Raw genomic sequence first — 19,510 nt, forward strand, 5'->3', positions numbered from 1 at the left:
TCAGTCTAACCTACGCCGATATCGCGTTGATGATATCGTATTGGGTAATGATCTCTATCTTTCCGTTTTCGTCTTCTACCAATACGGCGATGTTATCTCTGTTGATCATGCCCGAAATTTTATCGATAGAAGTGTTCAAATCGATAAAAGGGAATGGCGCGGTGGAAATACTTTTAACCGGCTGAGATTTGATACCCGGATTTTCCATCAGCGAGGTTAGGATATCGCTTTCGGTTATCTTGCCAATCACCATACCTTTTTGGGTAACCGGGATCTGCGAGATATTGAGCGATTTGATGGTGTTGATCGCCTCCAGAACGGTTTTTTCGCAGTCGATGGTCACAATATCCTGTGCTTCTTTTTTGCTGATGATGTGGCGGGCGGTCAGTTTCTCTTCTTTGATAAACCCACGGTCGCGCAGCCAGTCGTCGTTGTACATTTTGCCCAGGTAGCGGGTACCATGATCAGGGAAAATCACCACTACCACATCGCCCTCTTTAAACATGTGCTTCATTTGCAGCACACCCGCTATTGCCGAGCCGGTTGAGTTACCAGCAAAGATGGCTTCCTTACGGGCTATCTCGCGTGTCATGAGGGCGGCATCCATATCGGTCACTTTCTCAAAATGGTCTATCAGGCTAAAATCAACGTTCGCCGGCAAAAAATCCTCACCGATGCCTTCGGTGATATACGGGTAGATCTCGTTCTTATCAAACTCGCCGGTTTCCTTGTATTTTTTAAATACCGAGCCGTAAGTATCGATCCCTAAAATTTTGATGTCAGGGTTTTTCTCTTTCAGGAAACGGGCTATGCCGGATAGCGTGCCACCGGTACCTACGCCCGCTACTACGTGGGTAACCTTTCCTTCGGTTTGTTCCCAAATTTCGGGGCCGGTTTGCTCGTAGTGCGCCTGCGAATTGCTCAGGTTATCGTACTGGTTCGGCTTCCATGAATTTGGCACTTCGCGCTCCAGGCGCGATGATACCGAATAGTACGATCGCGGGTCTTCCGGTTCCACGTTGGTAGGGCACACAATCACCTCGGCACCAAAGGCGCGCAGGGCGTCGAACTTCTCTTTAGATTGTTTATCGGTACTCGTGAAGATACATTTATAACCTTTTATTACCGCTGCAATGGCCAGGCCCATACCTGTATTACCCGATGTACCTTCTATGATGGTACCGCCCGGCTTAAGTTTGCCGCTTTTCTCGGCATCCTCAATCATTTTGAGGGCCATACGGTCCTTTATAGAGTTACCCGGGTTAGTGGTTTCAATTTTTGCCAAAACCGTAGCCGGAATGTCTTTTACTATTTTATTCAGTTTAACCATGGGCGTATTGCCTATGGTTTCGAGGATGTTATTATACCACATAATTTAAATTCTACCAGTTCTATGTATAAAACGGGGCAGGCCTCAAAATTAGCTTTCTTAAATGATATTTTTTTATGGAATAGTAAATACATGTGCATCTTAACAATATAAGTACTTACCAAACAATCATAAAACGCATAATTTAGCCGTATATGCCACAATTATTTACCAGGACAATCGCATCCGCCCTTTTATTTATTTGCAGTTCAGCGCTTGCCCAGCGCCCGCTAACCAATAGCCGGCAAAGCAGTTATTATACTTACATATACAAATTAAGCGATGCGGATATGCTTGGCTTTTATAGATCGCCCGAGAAACCATTTGACGATAAAGTGCTGAGGAACCCGGTTGATTCTTTCAAAACAAATAAATATTGGGAAAACACCTTGCCGCCCGGTAACTATGTAAAGGCCTATGCCGAACAGAACAGACTGAGGTACTCGCTTATAGAAAACCATTCGGCTTTTTTAAAACTGTTCACCAGCAAATACGAACACCGTTTTGCGCTTACGGATAAAAAGGGCGCGTATATTACCAAAGCAACGGCTTGGCTTAACGGCAAAAAAGTGCTATACGATGAAAAAAGTGGCACCTGGTATTTTAAAAAAGGCAAAAACGGGAACACACTACAGGTAGATTACGCGGGGGTAAGCAACTTCTATACCGTAGCGCCCACCAAGGAATATGATTACTACCAAAGTACATCAAAAAGCTGGTACGCGGCTTTATGGACATCTATCAAAAACATCTTTAAAAAAGATCCCAATAACCGCTATAAACCAAGGCCGTATACCGGGTTTATGGCGTTTAACAAACCCATTTATAAGCCGGGCGATACGGTAAAACTTAAAGCATTCATATTTACCCAGAGCGATAAAAAACCCATCAGGCAGAAAAAACTATTGGTGAAGCTGGTGAAGAATAACGAACGCAAAAACATAGGCGAAGTAACCGCTTATAGGGATGGTGGCTTTGAATATAGTTTTGTGCTGAGCGATACCCTAAAGTTGGAATTGGATGAACGTTACGAAGTACTGCTTACCGACCCTGCAAAAGCATCTAAAACCGGCAATGACGATCGTGACGAAAACAAGGACCTGGTGTACTCCGGCAATTTTCAGTACGAAGAATACGAGCTAAAATCAATAAAGTTTGAAATGCGGGCAGATAAAAAAGAGCATTGGCCGGGCAGCCCGCAAGTTTTATACTTAAAAGCGACTGATGAAAATAACCTGCCGGTAGCCGACGGGCGGGTTACCCTAACCTTAAAAACGGTCAATATCACCAGCCAAAAAACCAGCCACCAATACACACCGGATACCTTGTGGATGCATAAATTCCCGCTGGATGCCGTTGGTGAAACCAAAATAACCATACCAGATTCCATCTTCCCGAAAGCGGATATCAACTACAGTATGGAGGCCGAATTTTTAAACGCCGATAACGAACGGCAAAACCAATGGGCCAGCGCCAATTTTCTGTATCAAAAATTTAATATCCTTACCGATGTGGTTAACGATTCCTTAAAAATTGATTACCAGCACCTGGGTAAGTCCGCTATAAGTAAGGCTATAGTAAACGCATTAAATGCCGTTGGCGACACACTTTCCAAAGAGGAAATAACGCTACCCGGGTTTGTGAAGGTAAAACCCGACGCAACTGATTACAACATTGAAACCGATAGCACCAGCACCGATATTGAGATGAAAGATTTTGAGGGCAACATCTCCCTCTCTGGCGAGCGCACAGCCGATTCGTTATTTGTTACTGTGGCCAACCCGCGTAAACTGCCATTTTTTTATTCGGTTTTTGCAAACGGCAAGTTATTAGACGCCGGCAACGAAACTAAGTTATTTTACAAAAAAGCCTATACATCAAATAAGCCGGTTAACTTTCGCGTTAACTATATCTGGGCGGGACAGGTGCAAACGCAGGATGCCAACCTGGCCTACCGTACAGACCTGCTCACTATTAATGTAAGGCAGCCTGTCTCGGTTTACCCCGGCCAAAAGGCGCAAACCGATATCGTGGTGACAGATGCCGCAGGCCGGCCCGTTGCCAATACCGATGTTACTGCCTGGGCGCTCACCAAAAAATTCAACTACGGTGCGCCGAATACGCCTTTTTTGGGCAAACCTTATTATGTCGCCAAGGGCAAAAAACAATTTAAGATGGAGGAAACCGACATAAACGGGGCCATCAAGTTAAATTGGCTGCGCTGGAGCCGCGAAATTGGGCTGGATAGCATTGCTTATTACCAGTTTACCCATCCTAAAACCACCTATCGCTTAGAGGAGCCCGGTATTGATACCATTACCCAAATAGCGCCCTTTATTGTACAGGGCGGAGACATCATCCCGGTACATATTTTGTTTATCGACAATGTGCCGGTTTATTTTAGCCGGGCAAAACAAATGCAGCCATACAGCTTTAAGGTGAGGCCGGGCTACCACTCCCTCATGTTCCGTACGGCTACACAAAACATCCAGATGGATAGTGTGTTGGTGCAAAAATCAAAAAAACTGATCTTAAGCATTAACGCCGATACTTACCCGGTTATTAAAATGAAAGATACCCTTAGTTTTGCCGAGGCCGATAATGTGAATAAATACCTCATCAGCGTAGTAAATAATTTTGATGGCAAAAGAGCGCTCATTGCACAAACCGACCGGATCTTTTTTTTAAATCCTTACAGCATTGCAGAAAGCACCGTGCTTACCGGCCCGATATCACCAAATTATACCGTGTTCGACCGCCAGGGCGATAAACCGCAACCATTTATTGCCGAATCGAATTATTCATACTGGTTTACGCCGGGGCTCATCACGCAAAAAAGCATCAGCGCCAGCTACCCGTTTAGTCGCGCTTTAGCCAATATATCGGGCAACGCCAATTACAAACAGTATGTGCTTAGCAACAATGCCGCAGATAGCCTTTGGCAAGATTACCTGGACCAGCGCAGCAATAGCAGCCGCCTCTTTAACAACCCCGCTATCGCCGATAAAGAAATTGGAAGGTTAAGCATACGCCGAAAAGTAGTAGAAAACAAGAAGATGGAACTCATTAAAAACGTGATCCTTTACAGATACAATGACCCGGACTTTATCAGGATATACCCCGGCAGCACAACCGATTTTGGCAAGCTGAGCAAAGGTAATTACCGCATGCTGTTCTTACTAAAAGGCGATAGCTACGATATGAAAGAAAACATAAGCGTAAAAGCTTACGGCGTGAACTATTATGAAATGAGCATACTGCCAGTGCACGCCCGGGATTCGGTAAGTATTAGAATAGGCCGGGTGATAAGCGAACGAAAAAGCGAGGTATACCGAAATTTTGATAACCAGATAGAAAACGATGAACTGAAGTTAAAAGAGATATTTAATGAAAAGTATTTCAACACCAGCGATTTCAGCCAAATGGTTACCGGCAAGGTTATCGGCAGCGACGACAAATTGCCAATTGTTGGTGCTACTATAAAAGTAAAGGGTACTACCAATAGCGCAGTTACCAGCATTAACGGCACGTTCCGCCTAAGGGTACCGACGAATGGCAAACTGGTAGCAAGTTACCTGGGTTACTATACACAGGAAGTTGATTTTATCTCCGGCACCAATGTTAAAATAACTATGCAGGCTTCCCAAAACCAGTTGCAGGAAGTTGTAGTAGTTGGATACAGTACTACCAGGAGAAAGGATATTTCGGGTGCCGTTACCCATGTTACCGCCGCTCAGTTTTTGCAAGGCCAGGCCAGCGGCGTAACCGTGATAAGTGAAGGGGTGCCCGGTGCCGGCCCTACTATTTATATAAAAGGCCTGTCATCGATAGCGGGCAAAACCCCTATTTATGTTATTGATGGTGCAATTGTAACTGACCTGAAAGGCCTCAATCCAAATGAAATAGGCGAAATAAGCGTATTGAAAGATGCGGCGGCGACGGCTATATACGGGGCGCAAGGAGCCAACGGCGTTATCATCATTACCAAAAAAACAACGGCAAATGCATTAGTTGCTCCTGCAGATGCGCCTGTGACGGGGCAGCAAACCTTACGCAAAAACTTCTCGGATTACGCTTACTGGCAACCCAAACTTACCACCGATGCCAACGGCAAGGCAAGTTTCACCAGCGTTTTCCCGGATGATATTACCAACTGGCTCACTTTTATCATTGCCGTTAACGGGCAGCGGCAAAGCGGATTTACCGAGCACGAGATAAAATCCTTTAAACCGCTTAGCGCCAATTTTATAGCGCCGCAATTTGCTTTGGAAGGCGATGAGATGAGCTTGATAGGTAAGGTGATGAATTATACGTCCGTCCCTATTATAGCTAACCGTACTTTTAAATATAACGGCGCAGTGCTTAAGCAGGGCGCTATCCAGGTAATAAATGCCAAAATAGATACGCTGAGCATTACTGCAACCAACACAGACAGCCTGGCCTTTGAATATAGTATAAAACGCGATAACGGTTATTTTGATGGAGAGCAGCGCAAAATACCGGTAGTGAAACAAGGCGTACAGGAAACTAAAGGCATTTTTGAAGCTCTGGACCGGGATACCACCATTAACCTCAAATTCGACCCGGCAATGGGGCCGGTAACTTTTAGGGCCGAAGCATCTGCCCTACCCGCGCTTGCCGAAGAAGCCAAACACCTGCGCGAGTATAAATATTTGTGTAACGAACAACTGGCCTCCAAACTAAAAGGTCTGCTGGCCGAAAAACGCATCCAAACGTTCCTAAACCTGCCTTTTAATTACGAACGAAATATTTTGGACATCATCAAAAAATTGCAGGATGGCCGTAACAGCAGCGGTATATGGGGCTGGTGGGCCAACAGTAACGACGAGCTCTGGCTGAGCCTGCACGCTGTAGAGGCTCTTTTAGATGCAAAAACCATGGGTTACACGGTAAACTTAGATCAGCCTAAATTAACGGCCTATTTGGTTCATCAATTAGAAAGCTATCGTGGCGAAGAAAAACTGGCCTGCCTGCAATTACTGTATAAACTTGGTGCCAAGGTGGATTATGCAAAATATTTTGGGGTGATAGAAAAGGAATACAAGGCCCAAAAAGATGTACCTAATTACAACCGCTTGCGCCTGATGTTGTTAAAACAAGAGATAGGGCTGAGCGTGAAAACTGATAGCCTGCTGGCTGCCGCTCATAAAACCATGTTCGGTAATAAGTATTGGGGCGAGGAGAGTTACCAATTCTTTGACAACTCGGTACAGGTTAGCGCGCTGGCCTATAAGATCATCAAAGCCGAGGGCAAGCACCCCGAAGTGCTGGCTAAAATACGCGGATACTTTTTGGAGCAGCGCAGCCATGGCGAGTGGCGCAACACCTACGAATCGGCATTGATACTGGAAACAATCCTGCCCGATCTGCTGGAAAAGGATAAGCAGATAAAACTATCGGTATTGACCATCAAGGGAAGTAGCACCGAAACAATTACGGCCTTCCCCTATACCGCTACGCTTAAAGATAATACCATCAGCTTGAGCAAAACTGGCAGCCTGCCTGTTTACATTACCGGCTATCAGCAATTTTGGAACAGCAAGCCCGAAAAGGTAAACAAGGATTTTAAGGTAGATACCTGGTTTGAGAAAAACGGCGATAAGCGTACCCGGTTAAAAGGCGGAGAGGCGGTACAGCTTAAAGCCGAAGTAACTGTGAAGGGCGATGCTGATTTTGTAATGGTAGAGATCCCCATCCCCGCTGGCTGCTCTTACGACAGCAAAGCGCAACAATACGCCAATAACGAGGTACACCGCGAATTTTTTAAAGAAAAGGTAAGCATATTTTGCCGCAAGCTCAAGCAGGGCACCTACACTTTCACCGTAAACCTGATGCCGCGTTATGGCGGCAATTACAACCTAAACCCGGCTAAGGCCGAGCAAATGTATTTCCCGGTGTTTTATGGCCGGGAAGGGATGAAGAAGGTGGTGGTTGCAGATTAAACGTTATAAAAAAACGTCATTGCTGTAAGGCACGAAGCAATCTCTAAACTATGCATAGCCGCTATATATTGCCGACCTGCCTATCTGGAGATTGCTTAGTTCCTCGCAATGACGCGTGGGGTATTAGCATAACTTAGAATTTCAGGTGCTTCACCGTTAAGCCGCCGTTGATGAGTTGCTTTAACGATTCGATACCTACCCTTAAGTGAGTTTCTACGTATTGTTCGGTTACGGATGAGTCGCTTTCGGCGGTTTTTACACCTTCGGGGATCATCGGTTGGTCTGATACCAGCAGCAATGCGCCCGTTGGGATCTTGTTGGCGAAGCCGGTGGTAAATATCGTCGCGGTTTCCATATCTATTGCCATAGCGCGCAGTTCCTTCAGGTATTTTTTAAAGTCTTTATCATGCTCCCACACGCGGCGGTTGGTGGTGTAGCATGTTCCGGTCCAGTAATCGCGACCAAAATCGCGTATAGTGGTAGATATGGCTTTCTGCAGCGCAAAGGATGGCAGCGCAGGCACTTCTGCTGGGAGGTAATCGTTCGATGTACCCTCACCGCGAATGGCTGCTATGGGCAGTATCAGGTCACCTACGTTGTTCTTCTTTTTCAGGCCGCCACATTTCCCTAAAAATATTACTGCTTGGGGGTGTATGGCGGTTAGCAGGTCCATTACGGTTGCCGCTACCGAGCTTCCCATCCCAAAGTTGATAATGCTGATACCGTTGGCGGTTACGCTTTGCATCGGCTTATCCAAGCCCATAATAGGCGCGTTCTCGTTCCACTCGGAGAACAGCTGCAGGTATTTAGAAAAGTTGGTGAGGATAATGTACTTGCCAAAAGCATCAAGCGGGCGACCGGTGTAACGCGGCAGCCAGTTGGCAACAATGGCTTCTTTGGTTTTTAAGCCCGATTTTACGGGCGATGTTACTTCTTTTACTTTCTTTTCTTCTTTTGGTGTTGCGTCTTTTTTGGCGTCTAATTGTTCGTTCATTTTTTGAGTTCTCCTATTATTTATCCCATTGGCGAATTCCTTTGGGGGCGTTTAAAAACCTTTTTATACAGCAAACCCCGGCGGATTATAGCCAGGGCTGCGGGTTTTGTTATACAAATATAGCTATTTAAAGCCAATTTATTGTTAAGCTACCTTTAATTTTTTAAGGTCCGACTTTTCAAACTTCTCTCTCGCATACTCCAGCGTAACGTTTAAGCGCTTCACATCCTTTTTGGATGGGAACTCAAACATAGCATCTATCATGATGGCTTCGCAGATAGAACGCAGGCCACGGGCGCCTAATTTAAACTCCATTGCCTTATCAACAATAAAGTCTAAAACGTCTATATCAAACTCCAGCTTTACACCTTCGTATTCAAACAACTTTTTGTACTGTTTCAATAAAGAGTTCTTTGGCTCGGTTAAGATATTATGCAATGCTTCCCTATCCAACGGATTAAGATAGGTAAGCACCGGCAAACGGCCTATCAGCTCGGGGATCAACCCAAACGATTTCAGATCCTGCGGGGTGATGTATTTGTACAGGTTCTTCATGTCCACTTCGTTATCATCACGCTTCATTTTGTAACCTACGGTTTGGGTACGCAGCCTGTTGGCGATCTTTCTGTCGATGCCATCAAACGCGCCGCCGCAGATGAATAAAATATTGCTGGTATTAACGGTGATCATCTTTTGGTCGGGGTGTTTACGGCCGCCTTGTGGCGGTACGTTAACCATGGTTCCTTCCAAAATTTTCAATAAAGCCTGTTGCACACCCTCGCCGCTTACATCGCGGGTGATAGACGCGTTATCGCTTTTACGGGCGATCTTATCCACTTCATCGATATATACAATACCGCGCTCGGCAGTGTTTACATCATAATCCGCGCTTTGCAGCAAACGGGTAAGGATGCTTTCCACATCCTCGCCTACATAGCCAGCTTCGGTTAGTACGGTAGCATCACAAATACAGAATGGGACGTTCAATATCTTGGCAAGCGTTTTCGCCAGCAGGGTTTTACCCGTACCAGTTTCGCCCACCATAATAATGTTTGATTTTTCTATCTCTACCTCATCCTTATCAACACGCTGGTTAAGGCGTTTGTAGTGGTTGTATACCGATACCGCCAGCACCTTCTTGGCATCGTCCTGGCCAATGATGTATTGATCGAGGTGGGATTTTATTTCTGCCGGTTTTAAAATAGCAGGCGACGATGGCGAAGCTTTCACCTTGCGCACTTTAAGTTCTTCGGCCAGTATCTCGTTAGCCTGGTTAACGCACTTATCACAAATATGCGCGTCGAGCCCGGCTATCAGCATCAGGGAGTCTTGTTTACCTGCGCCGCAAAATGAGCACCTGATCTCCTTGCTGTTCTTGTTCATCTGCTAATTGGTTTATCAAAAATAATCAATTAAATTTAATTGCAATGTGTGTACAATTGTTAAGGTTGTACACACAATTGATTATTTTGTTTTGTTACTGTTTCCTTTTAAAACTTCATCAACCATACCAAATTCTTTTGCTTCGTCTGCAATCATCCAGTAATCACGGTCTGATGCTTCCCAAACTTTTTCGTACGATGCACCGCTATGGTCGGCGATGATCTGGTATAATTCTTTTTTCAGTTTGGTGATCTCGTGATACGTGATCTCGATATCGCTTTGCTGGCCCTGCGCACCGCCCGATGGCTGGTGGATCATTACCCTTGAATGTGGTAAGGCTGCCCTTTTACCAGCTGTACCTGCGCACAACAATACAGCGCCCATTGACGCCGCCATGCCGGTACAAATTGTAGCCACATCATTAGAGATGAACTGCATGGTATCATAAATGCCCAAACCTGCATAAACAGAGCCACCCGGCGAGTTAATATAGATCTGGATATCGCGCTTTGCATCTGCCGATTGGAGAAATAGCAATTGAGCCTGAATAATGTTTGCATTCTGGTCATAAATAGCGTCGCCAAGGAAAATGATGCGGTCCATCATCAAACGCGAGAACACATCCATCTGGGCAACGTTCATCTGGCGCTCTTCGATGATGTATGGGGTCATGCCGGTTGGGTTGTAAATGCCGCTTGGCTGGCTGTTACGATCGAAGGTTGAAAGGTACTTATCTACGGTGAGGCCGTTTAAACGGTGGTGTTTAACGGCATATTTACGAAATTCGTTCTTATCGATATTACTGCTCATGATATGTGTTTGTTATAAAATAAATGCTTTTGGGTAACAGGGCTAAATATAGTTTTTAGTTGAATAGATTTGATAGTATAAAGTTTGTGTAAAGTAAAAAAAAAGCCTCACCCCAATCCTCTCCAAAGGAGAGGGAGTAAGAGCTTCTTCAAGTCCTCTCCTTTGGAGAGGATTTAGGTAAGGCTTAAACGCCAAAAGCATTTGCTTGTAGGCAAATGCTTTTGGTAAAGGATATTATTAAACGGAAATGCTTAGTCTTCCAGTTTGTTAAAATCTGTAAACAGGATCTCTTTTTTATCCAGGGTGATCACGCTTTTTACGTAATCAAAAACCTTAACGGCCTTTACTTCCTCAAATATTTTGTTTGCCTGTTCTTTGTTTTGCAAATACTGTACGGTGTACTGCGCCAATTGCTCCTCTGGAAGCGATTGCTGGCTGTACGCGCGGAACTGCTGATCCAAGCTCATTTTCGCGTAATTAAATACTTCGTCGTATTTAATATCGATGTTGCCATCTTTCGTGATCTTGTTTGCTATCAGCGTCCATTTCAGGTTTTTTGCAAAATCGTTGTAACCACTTTCCAATTCTTCCTCGGTTAGTTTTTCGTTGGTTGCTTTCAACCAGCGTTTCAAAAACTCATCGGGCAAGTTAAATTGCGTTTTGTTAAGGCTGTAGTTGTAAATGTCGTTCTGCAGTTTGCGTTCGCTATCCTGCTGCATCATTGTTTCAACTTCTTCGGTTATTTTTTCCCTGAAGCCTTCTTCGGTAGTTACGGTACCTTCACCAAATAATTTGTCAAAGAACTCCTGGTTTAAATCTGCTTCTTCTAAACGGTTAACGTTCTTAACCGTTAATTTGAAGTTCGATTTTAAATCAGCTGCTGTTTCCTCGTCAACCTTAAGCACGCCTGCAATTTTAGCTGCATCGTTACCATAAGCTGCCTGGATATCCAGCATTACTTCGTCACCTTTTTTTAAACCTATTAATGATGCTTTGATAGCCTCATCTTTTATCAGATCTAAACGAACCGATGCCGTGTTGCTAATGCCATCCTCAAAAACAGAACCATCCGGAGAAAGTTGCACTAATTCGGAATAAAGAACATCATCATCTGCCGATACGTCAGGATTTGTCATTTTGCCATAAGCGCGACGGATACTTTTCACGCGCTGAGCCAATGTTTCTTCATCAGCTTTGATGGTGTATTGGGTTATCTGGTCTTTAGAAGTAAAGTCGATATCAAACTCAGGTGCCAAACCAATTTCGTAGTTAAACTCAAAATCGTCGGCAAAATCCCAGTTGTACTCTTTACGGTCGTCTTCGTGTTTTGGCAAAGGCTGGCCCAGTACTTCCAGTTTTTCTTCTTCTAAGTATTTGTTCAGGGTATCGCTCAGCATGTTGTTGATCTCGTCAACCAAAATGCTTTTGCCATACATTCTTTTAATGTGTGCAGTCGGCACCATACCCGGGCGGAAACCTGAGATCTTTGCTTTCTTAGCTTGTTCCTTAATCGCTTTTTCTACGCGTGGCTGGTAGTCAGCCGGGTTTAAATTGATCTTTACAACCGTGTTAAGGTTATCAACTTTTTCCTGTGATATATTCATCTTTTTTACCGGATAGTGTTTTAATACAATAAACCACCATGCAATTTTTTCAACCGCATGGCAGCTTTTTAGAGGCGCAAAAGTATAAATTTATTTCGAGAATTTATTTGGCCAGGGGTTTGTTTTCGAATTTTACAAACGTGTTGCTTACCTGTTTAACTATTTGCAGGTAAGCGTGTACCAGCTCCAAGTCACCATTCTTCATGCTGCCGTATTTCCAACAGGGAATAGTAGTTTGGAAAGCGCCGGAGTTTACAACTATAGTTTTGCGCTGCAATTTACTAACTAAGCGGGAAACCAACTATGGTTTTGTCCAGTCACCTATGTCTTTTTGTATATCGGGCTTAATATTTGCCCAGCGTAATTAGCGTCGGGCATGTTATATTCGTTACTACCTACAAACTTCATCCCGAGTATGACTTGCCTAAATCGACTATATTATGACATCGGTACAGCCGGCGGTTTACGCCAAATATTTAACATATTCAATGTATAACCTTGCGTATACAGTCGTCTAATGCTCTTTTTGTGGCATGGTATGTACCGATATATTAGCGAACAATCAAGCTGGTGCTCCGGCCAGGCGGTTTTTCGTTAGGTTAAGGGTGCGCAAAAAAGCAGGGGGGGGGGTATCAAACGACACACAATAAATCAATTGTTGATTTCATTAATTTGTTTACGTGCAGCTAAAGATGCTCTGTGTATAAAAAGCCACGCAGATGCATTATAAAAAGTGCTTATTAATTCCCACCGTATCAAAACCCAAACAGTTAACAATAAAAGATAAATCAAGGGTAATACTGATACAACAACAACTAAAACTTGACAAAGCGATTTATGATGTTCTGATAATAGGTACTCACTATAATACACTCTATAATTAAAAAATGCGAAACCAGCAGATATTATGGCAGTAACAATGACAAACAAAATACCTATACTTAAAATTCTAAAATAGTTCCGCCTATTGACCCATTTTGGTATTACTATTAAAGACCAAACTTGAAAAACAATAGCGCCAACGGTAAAATTCATGAAAAACCAATTAATACCTATACGCCAAGAAGCATTTTCATTCTCCTCTTGAATAGCACTAAATAACACAATAAACAAACAATAAAAACCTGTAAAAAAGAAAGTGGGGAAATATCTTTTTAGCAACGTAGTCGCTTCTTTATCATCACCCTTCGGGCCGAGAGTTTGTAAAAACGAGTTGACTGCCGATAGACTTCCGGTTGAAATAAAGTCCGCTAAATTAAAAAGCGAAGACGCTAATAGAGGGAAAATATCAAGTAGCCTAAAGTCCCGCACTTTCTTATTTTTAAAGACTTCAAAATAGTCATAAGCAGCAGCCCTAATTTTTTCATTTTCTTCAACTTTTGTCGTTAATGGTGGCCTAATTTTCAACACTAAGGCACTTTCAATAAATCCTAATAGAGCGCCACCACCAAAGTAAGCGCCGCATAAAAATTCAAAAAAATGAGACAGGTGGTATAAATGCTCCATTAAAAAATCGACCTAATTAACAAACCACTTTTTTTGAATCAGGAAACTCTGTGTCAAAAACGTTGATTAATGTTGAAGCATTAGTAAGATCATTAAAGCTAAACCAAGCAAGGTAATTTTCGGTATCCTTTTCGAATCTATATTTATTATTATCAAAAACAGAAAAATGTTTAACTTTTCCTTCTTTTGATAATTTGTCGATAAGCGAATTATTAGCCATTTTGCATTCGATTGGTTTTCCAGCCTTTTTCGCTGTTAACAGCATTTTAAATGCTTTCGAATTAGTGTTGGGTAAGTCTAAAAATAAAATTTGAAATTTTACGTCTTTTTCAATGGCACTTCTCAAGGAACCAAGATAGTTTTCTTGATTACTAACCCTACCATCAAAACTACCTACGACCATTCTGGCTATAGTTTTTGTTTCGTCCAATAGTTTGGACATAGCGATCGCCGCGTGATACTGTCCGGCATTTGCCAAAGTTTCATTAGAATTTATCTTCGCTTTCGAATCGACAAGCTCTTGATAATATTTTAATTCATCGTGATTAATGAGTATAAGGTCCATTTTATCCATATATAAAGGGATAATCGTTATTAGGTTAAGGTTTGTATATAACGTGCAAATTATAAATAAAGTTTCATTATTTCCTAATAATCAATTATTTAAGCAAGCTAAAATTAAGGAATTAGCAAATAGGCTACTTAAAGTCGACGAAAAATAAATTATTTAAAAAAAAATAGACTTTAAATGAAATAATTGCATTTAAACGGGCAGTTTATTCTAAACGATGTGGTCAACATGCTTAATAACTATCTTCTCAAATCGTGACATGTCTCTGTGCATCGATGTGGTCGTCATAACAAAGCACACCGATTATCGTTCAAGCTTAGCTTTTTGCTTAATTAATTGATCTTGGTGATCGACGAAGCACCTGATTTATCGCTGCTTACATTTGAGGGGCTGCCGCGGTATTCAATTTCTGATGCTCCGCTGGTGTGTACGCTCAGATCTTTCAACACGTTGATTTTGCAATGGCTGGCCCCAGATGTTTCGATTCGGTACTTGCCCACTACAAAATCAAGCGCGTCAATGTCCCCGCTGCCGCTCAGGCTTACATCGTGCGATGCCGCCTGGCCTTTCAGCTTTAGTTCGGTACTTCCGCTGCCTTCGGTATGTACATCTGCCGCGCTGATATCCATATCTAATTTGGTAGAACCTGAAAGGTTTAGATCCAGGTTGCCGGTAGTGATACGGCCTATGGAAGTTATTTCTACCGCGCCCGATGCTTCAACAGCGCTAAGCGCTTTCACACCAATAGAAATTACCATTTCGGTGCGGCTATCGAGGTTACGGGTGGTGTATATGCGCAGTTTGTCGCCCTCTACTTCTGTTTTAATATATTTAAGCAAATTGTCATCGGCGGTAATGGTTACTATGGATGAGCTATCCTGTTTAAGGGTAACTTTTAATCCGCCCGAAATATCAACTTTTGTAAAATCTACAACGGTACGCTTTTCTGTAGCCGCCTTACCCGAGCCATGGATACGCCTGAACCTTCTGCATGATGATGATAACAGGCTCACCGAAAGCAGTGCAACCAAAACGAATATTTGTAAATAAGATTTTTTCATGGTAAGTTTTTTTGTTTTTGACACCGTTTATTGCCCTGAAGTTACACTAAAAGTTAAAATAAAAAAAGCCGTTACCCGGCAACAGCTTTTAACATATATATGTTGAATTGTGAAAGGTGCATATTATAAACCGGCTATGTCTCTTTTACCTGCTGCAGGCACCTGCATTTTGCTTTCGTTAACGGTGATGAAGTTATCGTTGATCACTTTTGCAGAGTCTGCGTATTTTAAGCTGTATTCGGTAACGCTGCCGGTTAAGGTTGCTTTTGCATTGTCGTTTACGGTTAAGGTGGTGCGGTAGGCTTCTATGTTTAAAGTTGCGGTTGCGTTATCATACAAATTAACATCCAGGTCTATTTTTGACAAGCTGCCGAATGATTTTACAGCTGCGTTATCATAAACCGAGATGGCACGCAGATCGTTTGCGGTTACCCAAACCACTAATTTTTCTGCTTTGTAAGATGAGATGCGTAACACACCGTTTTGGCTTTGTACCAAAGCGCTTTCGGCATAGTACTGGTTGTATACTTTCACCTGGTCGGTGTTGCCGTCAGATATGTAAAGCTCTACGTTGCCGTGTACTTCTATTTTGCTGATCTGGCTGATGTTTGTTAAGATAGTGCTTACTTCTTTGTTATCATTTTTTACGGAAGCGAAGCTTGAATTTGTGCTGCCAACTGCTAATGCTACGATAGCTAAGATGGTAAATATTGATGTTTTCATGATATTAATATTTTGATTTTGAATACTTTATGTTGTTTAGTAACTTAATACACAGATAAGACGACCCCAAGCAGGAAACGTTACAGCCAAATAGTGTGAAATAGACACAGTGCGGGTTTATATCGGTGAACGACGGATTTGAGTCGGCGAAGTAGGAGGAGAAAAGATGTGCAGATAGGCAAGAAATAAGAGACAAGAATCAAGAAGGAGAAAAATCTATTTCTTTTCCCGCAGCGGCTCTTCACGCCCTTTTTGGTGTTGTCACCAACAAGCCGCCATGCATCCAAGCCTCGCATCTCGGAGACCGTCCTAAACGATGTTGGTGACACCACTTACAGCGGTGGAAAAATCACAACTTATTAATACATTTAAGCCGCCTAACAAATGGGTTTTTATGAATATTAATTTGGCGTTATTATTAAAAAGGCTATCATTATTGTGGCTGTTAATATTCGGAGTGTTAACAAGTGTGGTCCTTTTTTTCTGTGTGTCTGCACGGATTCATCCGCACGAAAAAGGCATTTCGCTTACTGACTTAAAAGATTATTTATATCTGTCAGTAGGGTTGTTATTTATGTCCCTTTTGTTTAGAGTTTTATCAATTGTGGTTTACAAAAAGTGAATTTGGGCTTCCTGATACTAACAAAAAAGCCACCGTTTACACGGTGGCTTTGACTGAATATATGTTGAACTTTTGCAAAAGTATTACTTACAAGATAGCTAATTCTGCTTTAGCCGGGGTAAACCTGTTGGTGATCTTCTCTGTTTTGCTGATTGAAGCTAAATCAGTGTTGTTAACGGTTGCAGACTGATCACGAACCAGGTTATACTCGCTTACGTTACCGGTAACATCTGCTTTAGCGTGGTCGTTTACGGTGATGTTTGCTTTAAAAGCATCAAGGTTCAATTTTGCAGATGCGTTGTTGTAGAGGTTAACATCCAGGTCGATCTTAGACAGGTTACCGAAAGATTTTACTTCAGCGTTGTCATAAGCAGAGATGCTGCGCAGGTCGGCGGCTGTAACCCAAACCACTAAGGTTTTTGCGTTGTATGATGCGATGCACAGTACACCGTTCTCGTTTTTAACCACCGCGCTTTCGGCATAGTAACGGTTGTAAACTTTTACCTGGTCGGCAATGCCGTCTGATACAAATAACTGCACGTTACCGCGGATCTCAATTTTGTTTATCTGGCTTACGTTTGTTAAAACGGTTGCTACTTCTTCCTGGTTATTATTTGCTGCAGCGAAGCTGGTTGTTACAGTACCTATGGCTAAAGTGAAGATGGTTGCTATGGTTAAAAATGTTGTTTTCATGATTCCTAATATTTTGATTGTGAGTGCTATTTGTGTTTTTCGTTTTATTAAATACACCAATATGACGCCCTCACATAGGAAACGTTACAGCGAAATACGGCCAATTAGACGTACGGGGGGATTACATCGGTGAACGGCTGAAATAGGTCGGCGAAAAGCATGGAGAAAAACGTGCAGATGAGCAAATTTCAGATGTACAGATGAATAATACTTACGCTGGAACTTTTAAAAAGTTGTCAAATCTATACAATCCTCTTCCCTACAGATAATACTTCTCCCCATCCGTTTTTATTTTACCTGCATCCAGCAGCATACGGATAGTTTCTATCTTTTCCTTTTCGGCACCGATTTTAAGGGTGGTTACCAACTCGCCGATGTTATAATTGTCGATACTAAGTAGCTGCACTATCTCGTTGGTAATATTCTCAAAAATTTCAGCGGCGTTCTTTTGGCGTTTTTCGGCAAGGCATACATCGCACACGCCGCATTTGGTGGCGTTGGGTTCATCAAAGTAAGCCAGCAGCATTTGACTGCGGCAGCGCTTGTGTTCGGCATAGGCAAAAACGGCTTCCATTTTACGGCGGTAGGTAGCTTTCCGGGTCTCTATATCAGCCTTATTTATGTATACGTTATTGGCTTGCTGCCTTGCCCTTATCCAGGTTATCTGGGGCTTATCGGTTTGGGGCAGGTAGTTCAACACCCCAAAACTTTGCAATTTAGTTAAGCCCTCTGCCACCTGTTGCACGCTCATGTTGGTGCGCCGCGCCAGGTCGAACTCTTTTAAACGCACGTAATTTTCAAATGCCCCGCCGTAAGAGCGTAGCAAGGTTTTAACGAAGGGGTCCCAGCCCGGGTTTTGGATCTGGAAGTTATACAGTTCCTCATTCAAAACCTCAAACCTGAACCGCGATGGTAAAAAAACGCTCTCGCTGAAGGCAATGTATTCGTTCTGTTCTAAAAACTTTAAGGCATTAATGGTTTTAATACTATCCAATTTGTAACGACTGCAAAAATCGCCCAGGTCAAGGTCAAAATTGGCACCTTCGCCTGTATCATAAGCTACTTGGCAATAATTGCCCAAATAGTGATAGATCTGTTTTATCTCCACCACTGAGGGGAAATTCAGCAAGAACATTTTTTCCTTCCGCAACCTATCGCTAAGGTTGTATAATAATATACCGTAAGCCTTCTGCTCATCGCGGCCTGCCCTGCCGGCTTCCTGGTAATACGCTTCCAGGCTATCAGGCATTTCCAGGTGTATCACAAACCGCACATCCGCCTTATCAATCCCCATCCCGAAGGCGTTGGTAGCTACGATGATGCGGTTACGGTTGTTTTTCCAGGCCTCCTGCTTTTCGGCGCGTTCATCGGCACTTAGGCCGGCGTGGTAATAATCGGCTTTGATGCCATTATCGTTAAAAAATTTGGCAACCTCGGCGGTGCCTTTGCGGCTGCGCACATACACAATGCCGCTGCCTTTTATATTATTGGCGATATCCAGCAGATTGCGGCTTTTGTTTTCGGTATCGCGCACTACATAGCTGATATTCTTGCGGGCAAAGCTTTGCTGGTATACTATGCTGCCGGGTTTAAAAAGTAATTTCTCCTGAATATCTGTCCGCACATCTGCTGTAGCGGTAGCGGTGAGGGCAAGCACCGGCACGTTGGGGTGCAATTCGCGCAAGTCGGCGATGTGCAGGTAAGGCGGGCGAAAATCATATCCCCATTGCGAAATACAGTGCGCCTCGTCTACCGCAAACAGGTTCACCTTCATGTATTTGATGCGTTCGCGCACCAATTCGCTCAGCAAGCGCTCGGGCGAGAGATACAGGAATTTGGTATAGCCGTAAATGCAGTTATCCAAAGCTATATCCACCTCTCGCCTGCTCATGCCCGATACAATGGAAACGGCATCAATACCTTTGGCTTTCAGGTTCTCTACCTGATCTTTCATCAGCGCGATAAGCGGCGAAACCACAATACAGATGCCATCCTTAGCCAACGCGGGGATCTGAAAACATACCGATTTACCGCCACCTGTTGGCAATAGCGCCAACGTATCGTGCCCCTGCAATACCGACGCGATGATCTCTTCCTGCATCGGCCGGAAGTTATCGTGCCCCCAATATTGTTTGAGTATTTCGCGTGTGGTCATTGGCCGGTATAAAAAAAGCCCGGCAAATGGCGGGCTTTTCAATAAATTATAGTGTG

At 43.3% G+C, this 19,510-nt stretch carries 13 protein-coding genes; 1 reads left to right on the plus strand and 12 read right to left on the minus strand.

Features of this window, described 5'->3' with window-relative positions:
* Positions 1-10: 10 nt before the first annotated feature.
* The gene (locus tag EPL05_RS00295; RefSeq protein WP_128531514.1) at positions 11-1,372 is read right to left on the minus strand and encodes a pyridoxal-phosphate dependent enzyme; all 1,362 of its coding nucleotides are present in this window, start codon (positions 1,370-1,372) and stop codon (positions 11-13) included.
* Between the two features lie 152 nt (positions 1,373-1,524).
* Between EPL05_RS00295 and EPL05_RS00300 the strand changes: the two genes are divergently transcribed.
* Positions 1,525-7,332, plus strand: coding sequence for an alpha-2-macroglobulin family protein (locus tag EPL05_RS00300; protein WP_128531515.1), 5,808 nt, complete (start codon positions 1,525-1,527; stop codon positions 7,330-7,332).
* 133 nt (positions 7,333-7,465) lie between these two features.
* Here the strand turns inward: EPL05_RS00300 and EPL05_RS00305 are convergent, their stop codons facing one another.
* From EPL05_RS00305 to EPL05_RS00350, 11 genes are all read right to left on the minus strand, one after another.
* Positions 7,466-8,326 (minus strand): AMP nucleosidase, encoded by an 861-nt coding sequence (locus EPL05_RS00305; RefSeq protein ID WP_128531516.1) that lies wholly within the window; start codon positions 8,324-8,326, stop codon positions 7,466-7,468.
* Between the two features lie 144 nt (positions 8,327-8,470).
* Positions 8,471-9,709 (minus strand): ATP-dependent Clp protease ATP-binding subunit ClpX, encoded by a 1,239-nt coding sequence (gene clpX / locus EPL05_RS00310; protein ID WP_128531517.1) that lies wholly within the window; start codon positions 9,707-9,709, stop codon positions 8,471-8,473.
* An 81-nt stretch (positions 9,710-9,790) separates the two neighbouring features.
* Positions 9,791-10,519: an ATP-dependent Clp endopeptidase proteolytic subunit ClpP gene (gene clpP, locus EPL05_RS00315; protein WP_128531518.1), complete on the minus strand. Its 729-nt coding sequence runs from the start codon at positions 10,517-10,519 to the stop codon at positions 9,791-9,793.
* Between the two features lie 251 nt (positions 10,520-10,770).
* Positions 10,771-12,123, minus strand: a complete 1,353-nt coding sequence (gene tig / locus EPL05_RS00320; RefSeq protein WP_128531519.1) for a trigger factor — start codon at positions 12,121-12,123, stop codon at positions 10,771-10,773.
* A gap of 103 nt (positions 12,124-12,226) precedes the next feature.
* Positions 12,227-12,400 (minus strand): hypothetical protein, encoded by a 174-nt coding sequence (locus tag EPL05_RS23835; RefSeq protein WP_166727596.1) that lies wholly within the window; start codon positions 12,398-12,400, stop codon positions 12,227-12,229.
* 374 nt (positions 12,401-12,774) lie between these two features.
* Complete coding sequence (locus EPL05_RS00325; RefSeq protein ID WP_128531520.1) at positions 12,775-13,629, minus strand: hypothetical protein; 855 nt, start codon at positions 13,627-13,629, stop codon at positions 12,775-12,777.
* A gap of 16 nt (positions 13,630-13,645) precedes the next feature.
* Positions 13,646-14,194, minus strand: a complete 549-nt coding sequence (locus EPL05_RS00330) for a hypothetical protein (RefSeq protein ID WP_128531521.1) — start codon at positions 14,192-14,194, stop codon at positions 13,646-13,648.
* Positions 14,195-14,532: 338 nt separating this feature from the next.
* Positions 14,533-15,261 carry a head GIN domain-containing protein gene (locus EPL05_RS00335; protein WP_128531522.1) on the minus strand — a complete coding sequence of 243 codons (729 nt, stop codon included), beginning with the start codon at positions 15,259-15,261 and terminating at the stop codon, positions 14,533-14,535.
* Between the two features lie 123 nt (positions 15,262-15,384).
* Positions 15,385-15,984: a GIN domain-containing protein gene (locus EPL05_RS00340; protein WP_128531523.1), complete on the minus strand. Its 600-nt coding sequence runs from the start codon at positions 15,982-15,984 to the stop codon at positions 15,385-15,387.
* 709 nt (positions 15,985-16,693) lie between these two features.
* Positions 16,694-17,299, minus strand: a complete 606-nt coding sequence (locus EPL05_RS00345; RefSeq protein WP_128531524.1) for a GIN domain-containing protein — start codon at positions 17,297-17,299, stop codon at positions 16,694-16,696.
* Positions 17,300-17,558: 259 nt separating this feature from the next.
* Positions 17,559-19,454 (minus strand): RecQ family ATP-dependent DNA helicase, encoded by a 1,896-nt coding sequence (locus EPL05_RS00350; protein WP_128531525.1) that lies wholly within the window; start codon positions 19,452-19,454, stop codon positions 17,559-17,561.
* Positions 19,455-19,510 lie beyond the last annotated feature (56 nt).

This window comes from Mucilaginibacter gilvus, assembly GCF_004054195.1.
GTDB classification, from domain to species: Bacteria; Bacteroidota; Bacteroidia; order Sphingobacteriales; family Sphingobacteriaceae; genus Mucilaginibacter; species Mucilaginibacter gilvus.